Annotated in this window: 9 protein-coding genes and 1 pseudogene; 5 read left to right on the top strand and 5 right to left on the bottom strand. The window is 49.4% G+C overall.

Translation table 11 applies throughout. The features are described from left to right. Positions 1–308, top strand: a 308-nt coding sequence (locus QNK41_RS03580; protein ID WP_319253826.1) for a DUF3047 domain-containing protein, incomplete at its 5' end; no start/stop codon positions are given. Positions 309–414: 106 nt separating this feature from the next. On the opposite strand, the gene QNK41_RS03575 is transcribed toward QNK41_RS03580, so the two are convergent. The 5 genes from QNK41_RS03575 to QNK41_RS03555 all read right to left on the bottom strand — a co-directional run bounded on the left by QNK41_RS03575 (position 415) and on the right by QNK41_RS03555 (position 5,988). Next, positions 415–1,812: a mechanosensitive ion channel family protein gene (locus tag QNK41_RS03575; RefSeq protein ID WP_319253824.1), complete on the bottom strand. Its 1,398-nt coding sequence runs from the start codon at positions 1,810–1,812 to the stop codon at positions 415–417. A 773-nt stretch (positions 1,813–2,585) separates the two neighbouring features. Then, positions 2,586–2,969: a hypothetical protein gene (locus tag QNK41_RS03570; protein ID WP_319253822.1), complete on the bottom strand. Its 384-nt coding sequence runs from the start codon at positions 2,967–2,969 to the stop codon at positions 2,586–2,588. A gap of 582 nt (positions 2,970–3,551) precedes the next feature. After that, entirely contained in the window at positions 3,552–3,905 is a 354-nt protein-coding gene (locus QNK41_RS03565; RefSeq protein ID WP_413815114.1) for a response regulator, read from the bottom strand. 114 nt (positions 3,906–4,019) lie between these two features. Continuing rightward, on the bottom strand, positions 4,020–5,072 hold the full coding sequence (locus QNK41_RS03560) for a hypothetical protein (RefSeq protein WP_319253818.1): 1,053 nt from the start codon (positions 5,070–5,072) through the stop codon (positions 4,020–4,022). Positions 5,073–5,103: 31 nt separating this feature from the next. Then, the gene (locus QNK41_RS03555; protein ID WP_319253816.1) at positions 5,104–5,988 is read right to left on the bottom strand and encodes a Fic family protein; all 885 of its coding nucleotides are present in this window, start codon (positions 5,986–5,988) and stop codon (positions 5,104–5,106) included. A gap of 332 nt (positions 5,989–6,320) precedes the next feature. Between QNK41_RS03555 and QNK41_RS03550 the strand changes: the two genes are divergently transcribed. The 4 genes and pseudogenes from QNK41_RS03550 to QNK41_RS03535 all read left to right on the top strand — a co-directional run. Further along, positions 6,321–7,799, top strand: coding sequence for a sigma-54 interaction domain-containing protein (locus tag QNK41_RS03550; RefSeq protein ID WP_319253814.1), 1,479 nt, complete (start codon positions 6,321–6,323; stop codon positions 7,797–7,799). Between the two features lie 2 nt (positions 7,800–7,801). Beyond that, positions 7,802–8,131 (top strand): hypothetical protein, encoded by a 330-nt coding sequence (locus QNK41_RS03545; protein ID WP_319253812.1) that lies wholly within the window; start codon positions 7,802–7,804, stop codon positions 8,129–8,131. Positions 8,132–8,595: 464 nt separating this feature from the next. Continuing rightward, on the top strand, positions 8,596–8,961 hold the full coding sequence (locus QNK41_RS03540) for a response regulator (protein WP_319253810.1): 366 nt from the start codon (positions 8,596–8,598) through the stop codon (positions 8,959–8,961). Between the two features lie 125 nt (positions 8,962–9,086). Continuing rightward, positions 9,087–9,312: pseudogene (locus tag QNK41_RS03535) on the top strand (CBS domain-containing protein); the annotation flags it as partial.

Below are 9,312 nucleotides of genomic sequence, written 5' to 3'. Positions count from 1 at the left end.
TCTATGTCATCGTCTCCGGCGGCATCGCATTCTGGCGCACACGAACGCTGATTTATGTGTGGTCGAGCCGGCAGCCCGCCGGCAGCACGTGGGAGAATGCCTTTACCGGCAACGCTCGCGTCATGGCGCTGCAGTCCGGCAAGGGCGCTGGCTGGGCGACCGAACGGCGCGATGTGCGGGCCGATTTCAAACTATGCTTCAATGACGATATCAGCTCCATCGACGCGGTTGCCATCATGACCGATACGGATAACAGCAACCAGGAAGCCATTGCCTGGTATGGGGATATTTTCTTCTCGAGAGAGTAATGATTAAGCGGGCGATGCCTGCCCTGTAGGACAAGCATGAGGCCAGCCAAAGCAATTCGCGAGAGCCGTTCCTTTTTTTAAGCTGCGTTCTACCTGCCCCGGCGCCTCAACCCTGAGCCCCAATCGAAGGAACGTCGCCTTTTTCGAGCAGCTCGACCTTGAGCTGCCGTTTGGCGTCGTTGGCCAGGTGCAGGGTTTGGGTGGGAAAGGCGAAATCGATCCCTTCTGCCGAAAAGCACCGGGTGATCTCCAGGCAGGTGCGCTGGACCCATTCCTGGAAATCCCAGTACTCGGGGGGATGGTACCAGGCGAGAACCAGGATGTTCAGACTCCAGTCATTGAAGCCGTTGAAGTAGACCCGTGGAGGGAAATCCGGGTGCATGCCCTCGTGATCGGCAATGATCTCCCGGATGATGGCCACGGCCCTTTCGATCTTCTCCGGCGGTGTGTCGTAGGTAATGCCGATGTTGTTCAGCCAGCGGATGTTGGGCCGCTTGCCGATATTCTCCAGCCCTGAGTTGACCACCTTTTCGTTGGGAATGGTTACCAGGTGCCCGGTGAGAAGCCGGATGCGCGTACTGCGGAAACCCACGTCCTCCACAACCCCGTCGTAGTTGTCGATGACGATGCGTTCGCCCACCTGGAAGGGCTTGTCGAAAAGGATCGTCAGGGTGCCGAAAAAATTGGCGATGGAATCCTTGGCGGCCAGGGCCACGGCCAGGCCGCCGATCCCCAGCGAGGCAAGCAGGGGTCCAATCTCCACACCGGTGAGGTTCTGGATCACGACGATGCCGGCCAGGATGACAATAAAAATTCTCAGGGTCTTGCCGAAAAGGGGCACCAGGATGTCGTCGATGGTACTTTCCGTACTGTCGGCCCATTGGGAGAGCCGCGCGTCCATCACATGGACGAACTGGTAGATAAACCAGAAAAAGGCCAGAATGCCGCCCACCGTCGCCGTTTTCTGCAACACCAGGTGAACCAGGTTGCTGCCGTCCGCCCCCTGGAAATGGCTGTAAAGGGGAGACAAGGCCCCGTAGATGCCGTAGACCCAAATGAGCAGGCTCAACGGCCGCATTACTGCTTTGAGAATAAGGCGTGCCCAGGAGATCTCGCCGTCCACCGATGGAATGGTCTCAATCTTGCGCCGGATGAGCAAATGAACTCCCCGTTCAACGGTCACTACGATAAAAACCAGCAGCAGGCAGAAAAGCATCTTGAGCCAGCTGATATCCGCATAAAACTTGCTGTCGATCCATCCGCCAAGGCGATCAGAGGCCTTGGCCCCGAATGCCTCGATCCTTTCGCCGACCTTGTTGCCTGCCTGGTCGATTTTGCCGATTTCCGGCTTAAAATCGTGTTCAATAACAGGTTCCTGAACCTCGACGGACGTGCTGTCCGCTTCCCCGTCGGTTTGCGTTTGTGCCATAACCGGCCGGCAGAAAGAAACGGCGATGATTACGACCAGGGATAGAATTCTGAGGATCTTACTGAAACTTGCCATGCATGGATTCTCCTGTTGATACTCCGGTTGGTGGCACAATAAATCGCCATGCGCATGGGTATGGGGTTGTGCTGCCCCCTACCGTCTTCTATTCGTTTTTATACGGTCGTCTAAAAGAATAACTGTGAACCGGGGTCCCTAATGAATAGCGTCGCGGAATTAAAAAAGAAATGAGCACCAAGGATACAGATGGCCATGGAAGCAGTCAACCAGTTAGGAATGGCTGCCGACCGGCAATCGGCCTATAAACTCTGCCGGAGAGGGTATCGGAAGGGGTTTGTCAATCCCGCATTTTTTCAATGAGGCCACTTCGGCCGCAGTTCCAGAGCCCGTGAGATCGGACCAATCCCGGTCGACCTGAAAAACTTGACGGTCCCGTAAAAAGTCCGATATCTGCGTTACGCTTCATCCTTCGTCACTGCGGAGTACCGTAAGTACGCTGCCTACGGCACCCGCGATAGCGGTATTCTCAGGATGGAACATGAATGTTCGCCGTAATGATGAAGATCGATATACTGTTCGCTCGCTAAAACTCGCTTTCGCGGCCCGCAAGCCTTGATCTCGGGCATTTTACGAAACCGTCTGAAATGCGACTTTTTACGTGTTCATCAAACTTCATGGTCGAAGTACATCCAAAAACGGGCCGCATCAAGGTTTCTCGACCCTAAGGGATGTTTTGGGACGCATGAAACAAGCCGAACCGCATTTCTGCTACCCAGGATCTTTTATTCAGTTCAATTGCCTGCCTTGTTTTTCAATTGATGGAAATCACCTCAAGAATGACCAACGGACACCAGTGTCTCGGTCGTACCGTTGTGTCGTAAATTTAGCTTGAAGGTCGAGCCGTTGTCATTCCAGACTTGGTGGATCGACCACACTTCTGTCTTGCCGGCCTCGGTCTCCACCCGAACTTGCACCGTGTTGGACCCCTTGTCGATATTTTCCACAACAGCATTGAACGCATGACCGTCGATAGTCATGGATTTCGGTTCCTTGGCCAGATTGATATCCACAATGCCCTCACCCTGTACGGGCTTCCATTTGCCGCTTATTTGGGTTGCCAGATCGACATTGCTGCCGCAACCAATAACGATCGAAAACAAAATTAAAGAAACAACGGTGAATATAACGTGTTGGGTGTTCAGCGATCTTCTCATAACCAGCCCCTTTGTTTTGCAGATTTAATTTGGCGATCCAGACTTTATCTCGAAACCGACGGGTAGGCGGGTTGCCAAGGACGCCGTCAGTTATCTCCGTCACAGGTTAGGGTAGGGTCGGCAGACCCGCTTTTACAGTGAGGGATCAATGGTGGGATTCAACACAATAGGGATTTTTTTTGCAGGTACAATCGGTTGATTATTCGTTTAGAGCAAAGCGAAAAATTTCCGGAAACATCGATGGACGAGGGACGCACACCGGGGATAATGGAGCATTTTACCGGTGTCGAACCCGTATCCGGCGATTCAGTCTCTTTGGGATGGTGCCAAACCCATTGAAAAACGGCCGTGTTTGGGCCGGCAGGAGACTTGAAACTGGGGACGCTCAACCTGCAAAGGGCCATTACGCAGTAATTGCCACAGGTCGGGTGACTGGAATGGACGGCCAGGGATTCCGATTGCATCGCGTGAGTCACGGGAGTTGCAGTCCATATGCCCAAATAGATAATGGCGCAGCCTAAGGCATAAAGGAGCCCGCGCCAGAAAGGAAGGCGCGTTCCACCGCACGGCGCTGAGGTTTTTTCATTCATACCGGACTGAACGGTTTTTTTGCATATCGTCATTGATATTTATTTTTCGCAGGCCGATGCTTTGTAGCATCGCAGAACTTTTCCAAGTATTTAAATGCGTCGACGTGATCCATTCCGCGGCCAAGTCCAGGGTAACATATACTGTCAGCATGATGTTTTCAATGAATTTATGATTCTGTTTAAGCGTTTCGAAAACCTCAGTGCCATCAGCCCCAGGCATACGCAAATCCAATACCGCCACATCCTGCTCTTGTATTGGCAGCCCCTTCGTTTGTTTCCGCGAATATGCCCAAGCCCTTGATGGATAGCCAGTCCGAGACCTCCCTAAACGAATTGACTTCGTCATCGACGCAAAGGACTTTAATGGTGAAATTGCTGGCTCCAGGCAGGCAAATGGGATGTCTCAGCCATGTTCGGATATTGGTTTTATGGCAAGGGGCGCATCAGTCGAACGTTAGGTTTAAATCACTTCAAGGTCACGGGTATGCCAGTTTAGCACCGCAGTGTAGGGAACCATTTTTTGGTGAAGATCAGGATAGGCGTTGCCGATCACATCGGCGGCGAATTGGGATAAAAAACGGGCCTTGAGCGTGGCACGGGCGCGGTCGACGCCGATCTCCTGGTATGGCGAGGAGGTGAGCAGGAGAAATCCGTCGTCAGGGATACGGCCTTCACTCATATTGTTGCGAATGATCGTCGCGGCTTTCCGGATAGGATCACTGAGATCGGGGCTGTAAGGGCCGACGATGAGTGCAACATTGGGGACGTGGAAAAAGTCGAAGCCACGTCCGATGCAGATGGCCCATTCGCGATGGACGATGTCGAGTTCTCGATCAGAGTCACGCATTTCAGCAACATGGGCGATGTTGCCTTGAATCAGTGGCAGGAAGTCCAGCATCACCTGACGGGGCATGTCCGGAAACAAAACGATCAACCTGGCCATCAATTCGTCGCGCTCGCTATCAGTCACAGAAGCAAGATCCAATGTGCTGCCCTGTTCGCCATGAAGGATCAATGCATCCAGGTCAGTCTCGAAGCCACACACCACAGGGTAGACGCTCTGGTGATCTTCTCCGAAGATTTCTTCGACTTGTCGCTTGATGCAGTAGGTGTGTTCGATGGCTGCATCTCGGTTGTAATCGAAACCGGCGCAACCCCGATGGGGTGTATCTTTCGAATAGTGATAGGTGATCAACAACAGCACGCGACGACCGCTGTTCACCGCATTTTGAAAACTAGTATTGAGCACTTCGCCAAGATAGGGCCAGCCAAGGTCAAAGATACCGCCCAGATTACGAAACGGTTGAATGATGCCCAGTGGCGTCTGCGTGGCCCAGGGGATGTGGATACGCCCATCCATGCACTTCATCACGGCTACCAGGGTGGGGTGTTTGGCCAGATAGCGCTTGCGGGCAAGGAATACCTCCGGGGTGCAAAACTCGCGTGCGTGTTCGCTGCCTAAATCAAGCAGCCACTGGATGCGATCGTGTATACCCTGGCGGTGAACGGTCATGGTCGTTATCCTTTTGATTAATTGGAAGTACTCAGTTGGGTGCAAGGCTCGGGAAAATACCACCATATAGATTAATCAGTGACGATAGTGGCGGTCCTTTTTTGTAAAGGATCCGAGGGTTAAATGTCTCGTTTGCAGCAAGGCCCGTATACGCTTGAATAAGCTTCATCTCTTTTTTTGGTACTTCCCTTTTCCACCCAGCAAAGCCAATCGTACCAAGGCTTGTATGCCCCCCTTTTGTTTTTGGTAACCCAAAGAACGATGATCGTTTTTCGATTCGAACAATATCAATTGAATTTCCATGGGAATAGTTTAAAGAAAACCCAAAACCGCCTAATATTCTATTTAACTCGCTATAGGTAATTTTGTAATCGCTTTCGTCTAATGGTCGGATGTTTCTCTGAAAATACTGGGCAAGGAAACGAATTTCGCCGTTTTCAAATTTTGAGAAGGGTTTAAACGCCTTGCGATCTCGTATGGTATTGGATGCAATGATCCTCGTTATTATCTCAAGTTCTTTATGACTGGCCGTCGGCGCATGGTTTAGCCTGGACAGGTAATATAGTGCCGTTAAAAGTGCGGTTATTTGGTTATAGTTGTGGAAAGGATGGTTTTTAATCAGCCCGTAAAAAAGTGCCGCACATTTTTCATAATCCGTTTTCCATTTTAGTTTCCCTGAATATTCGGTTTTTTGCGCAGCAACCGCAGATGATAGCAATCCCTTATCGATAGGGCCGATACCCGCGACGCCTTTTCCACCCTCACCATTTTCAAAAAAATAGTCGATGATTAAAAAATGCGCGTTAAGTACGTCAACGATATCAATCACGCAGTCGCTAACTTGCGCGCTTTCTTCTAAAAGGGTATCAATCAACCGTTTATGTTCTTCTGATAGTCTTTGATTTACGAATTCCATATAGCCGACTAAGTGCTTTTCAGTGAAACAGGTAAGACTATATATAGATTCGCCATGAAAAAAAGTTCAGCGTTTGGGAAAGATGAATAGAAGCAAGACCTGTACTATATAATTGTTTAATGGAATTGGCAAGACGCTGTAAAAAGTGGGTTCATTTAGTAATTTTTGCTTTTATTCCAGATGGATGTAAATCTAAAAATTAAGAAGAACCGAAAGAAATGAAACAAATAAAACGCTATTTTCAAATCGATTTAAGATGTAATAAAAAATTTTTCCCAGTTTTTCTATGGGACCGCTTTCAAATAAATGTTGAGTTATGCTATTGATTACCCATGGAAAAAATTTCCAACCATCCTACTCCTGCGAATATCGCAGATTCTATTCGGGTACTTTCCGGCCTGAACACCAGCGCGCCACCTCGCATCAACAACCTTTTCGATGATCCGATCGATTTTTTCGGGCTGCTGGATGAAATCACCATCGGCGTCATGGTCCTGGACTTGGACCGCAGGATCGTTGTGATGAATCAAACGCTGAAAGCCCTTACCGGCTTCAATCAAAAGAAATTGGTCGGTGTTGCCTGCGCCCAGATTTTGCGTAGCGATATTTGCCTTCAAAACTGTCCGGCGTTGATTGTTCATGAAGCGTCCGGCCCGAAATGCATCGAGGGCAATCTGGTCAACCGGGACCGCCAGTTAATTCCCATTCGCATTACCTCGGCACCGCTGAAAAACCTCGAGGGCAAAATGGTTGGATTTTTGGAAACCGTGGAAGACATCAGCCTGCTTCGGAAACTCGATGAAACCATCAGCCATGCCTACAAGTTCAACAATATCATCGGCAGAAGTCCGAAAATGGAAAAAATTTTTCAGATTCTTCCTTCCCTGGCCCAGAGCGACTCATCGGTCCTGATCACCGGGGAAACCGGTACCGGCAAGGACATGGTGGCCGAAGCGATCCACCAATCGTCGAACCGGGCCAAGGGCCCTTTCGTTAAGATCAATTGCGGTGCGTTACCGGAAACCCTTTTAGAATCCGAATTATTCGGCCATAGCAAAGGGGCTTTTACCGGTGCGGTAGAGAATAAACCGGGGAGATTTCGACTGGCACACAACGGTACGCTTTATCTTACCGAAATCGGCGATCTGCCAATTTCGCTTCAAGTCAAACTGCTCACCTTTCTGGATGACAAAGAGGTCTTTCCGTTAGGCAGTGTCAAAAGCGTTGCCGCCGATGTGCGAATTATTGCAGCCACCCATCGAAATCTCGAACAAAGAGTCAATGACAACCGATTCCGAAAAGATCTGTTGTTCAGGCTCAACGTGATCCGGCTGCATCTCCCCCCCCTGCGCGATCGACAGGGTGATATTCAGCTGCTCTTGGATCATTTCTTAAATACCCTTTCAGCCCAGCTGGGCAAAATAAAAGCCGCTCTGTCACCCAAGGCATTAAAATGTTTGCTGACCTACAACTATCCGGGAAACGTTCGAGAGCTGAGAAATATTGTTGAATACGCCATAAATATCTGCGGCGATCGACAAATTAAAACCAAACACCTGCCTTCTTATTTATTAGATAAAGGCCAGGTCTATGTCACTGCCATGGCGCCGGAACCCCCAAACCGTCCGGCCGTTAACGTAGAGGACGGCTTGACGCGTCCGGAGTCCGACCAGAGATGGCCTGATATTGAAAAGCGAATGATCATGGAGGCGTTGGTCAAGGTAGGCGGGCGCAAAAACAAAGCTGCAATCTCACTGGGCTGGGCCAGAAGCACGCTGTGGCGCAAAATGAAACAATACGGTATTGGCTGACGATGTCTATAAAAATTCTTATTCCCCTGCACGAAAATGATGTGGCTCCGCGATTCGATCTGGCCACGGAGGTGCTGATCGTTACCGGTATCGGAAAAACCGGTTCAGGGGAGAAACGAATGGTGGTCCTGCCCCGTGCATCCGCGGATCAGCTTTGCCATCTAATCATCACTGAAGGCGTTCACACCGTTATTTGCAGCGGGATCGAAGATGATTACTACCAGTATCTCACCTGGAAGCGGATTGAAGTCATCGATTCTGTGATTGGTTCAAGCCAATCGGCCCTGGAGCGATTTATCGAAGGAACGCTTAAACCCGGTGTTATTTTGTAAGCCACTGCAGTTCAGATAAAAGTAAAGCCGCAAAATAATCCTGGACCTCTATCATACACCGTTTTCAAGGCAAGCCCGCCAACCACCTTTTCTTGTTTGGGCCTTAAGCCCCTGCCAGGCAGAGGGTTCAAAAGAACTAAAAGGTGCGTTAAACAGTCGCACTGCCAGCCCTTCTTATTCCTCCCGCTATCCCTGATGACCAAAACCACTTTTTTCAAGGGTGGTTGTTTACATGTGATCATTGGTCGCTATTCGTAACCGAAAATGGAAAACGAGGAGCATATGTCTCATAACGTTTCAATACGTATTATATAAAACGTTCTATAATGTTTTATTTTGTCTTTATTGAACACTCCCCATCACATCAAATTTAGCATAACCTATTATTATTATTGTAATTATTTATATTGGCACGCCCTTTGCGAAGCATCAGTTCTAATCGTTTCAAAGAGGCGAATAGAATCATGGGCATCCACATATTAATTATTGAGGCCGAAAATCGTTTTCGCAAAAATCTGTACCAGTTTTTACAGGCGAAGGGGTTTACGGTGGATAAAATCACCCCCCAAGACGATGTGGCAGCCATCGTTGCTCAAGAAAAAATCGATGCTGTCCTGCTGGGGGTAGACGGGCTGGGACGTAAAGGGTTGGCCCTGATTCGACCGATCAAAGCCATCAGGCCCACAACCGAGATTATTCTCATTAACGATGCCAGCCATATGGATCTCTCCATTGAAGGGATGGAACTGGGTGCTTTTGATGACTTCATGATTCCCTTGGATATCGAATCACTGGCTAAGCGGATCAGAGAGGCAGTAATTCACCAATAATTAAGGGCCAGACTGCATCGGTCCTGGGTAACACTCATGGCCGGACGTATTGGCTGGAATCTGGCAACTACGCATTAGAGATTGAAGTTAATGCCAAGCACACTTGAATTTGTGGGAGACGAGATATGAAAACGGTAATTGTAAAGGAGTTGATGGTGCCAATCGAAGAGTATGCAACGGTTCCCCAGGAGGCGAATCTTTACGAGACGGTTCTGGCTTTGGAAAAAGCGCAAATGTCATATGACCCTTCGAAGCACAAACACCGCGCAATATTGGTGTTAGACAGTGGAAAAAAAGTTGTCGGCAAATTAGACATGCTCGACATCCTGATGTCTTTAGAGCCCAAGTATG

The organism is Desulfosarcina sp. (genome assembly GCF_033791525.1).
Classification (GTDB): Bacteria; Desulfobacterota; Desulfobacteria; order Desulfobacterales; family Desulfosarcinaceae; genus Desulfosarcina.
The sequence above is the reverse complement of the archived record's forward strand: the minus strand, read 5'-3'. Positions and strand labels throughout refer to the sequence as shown.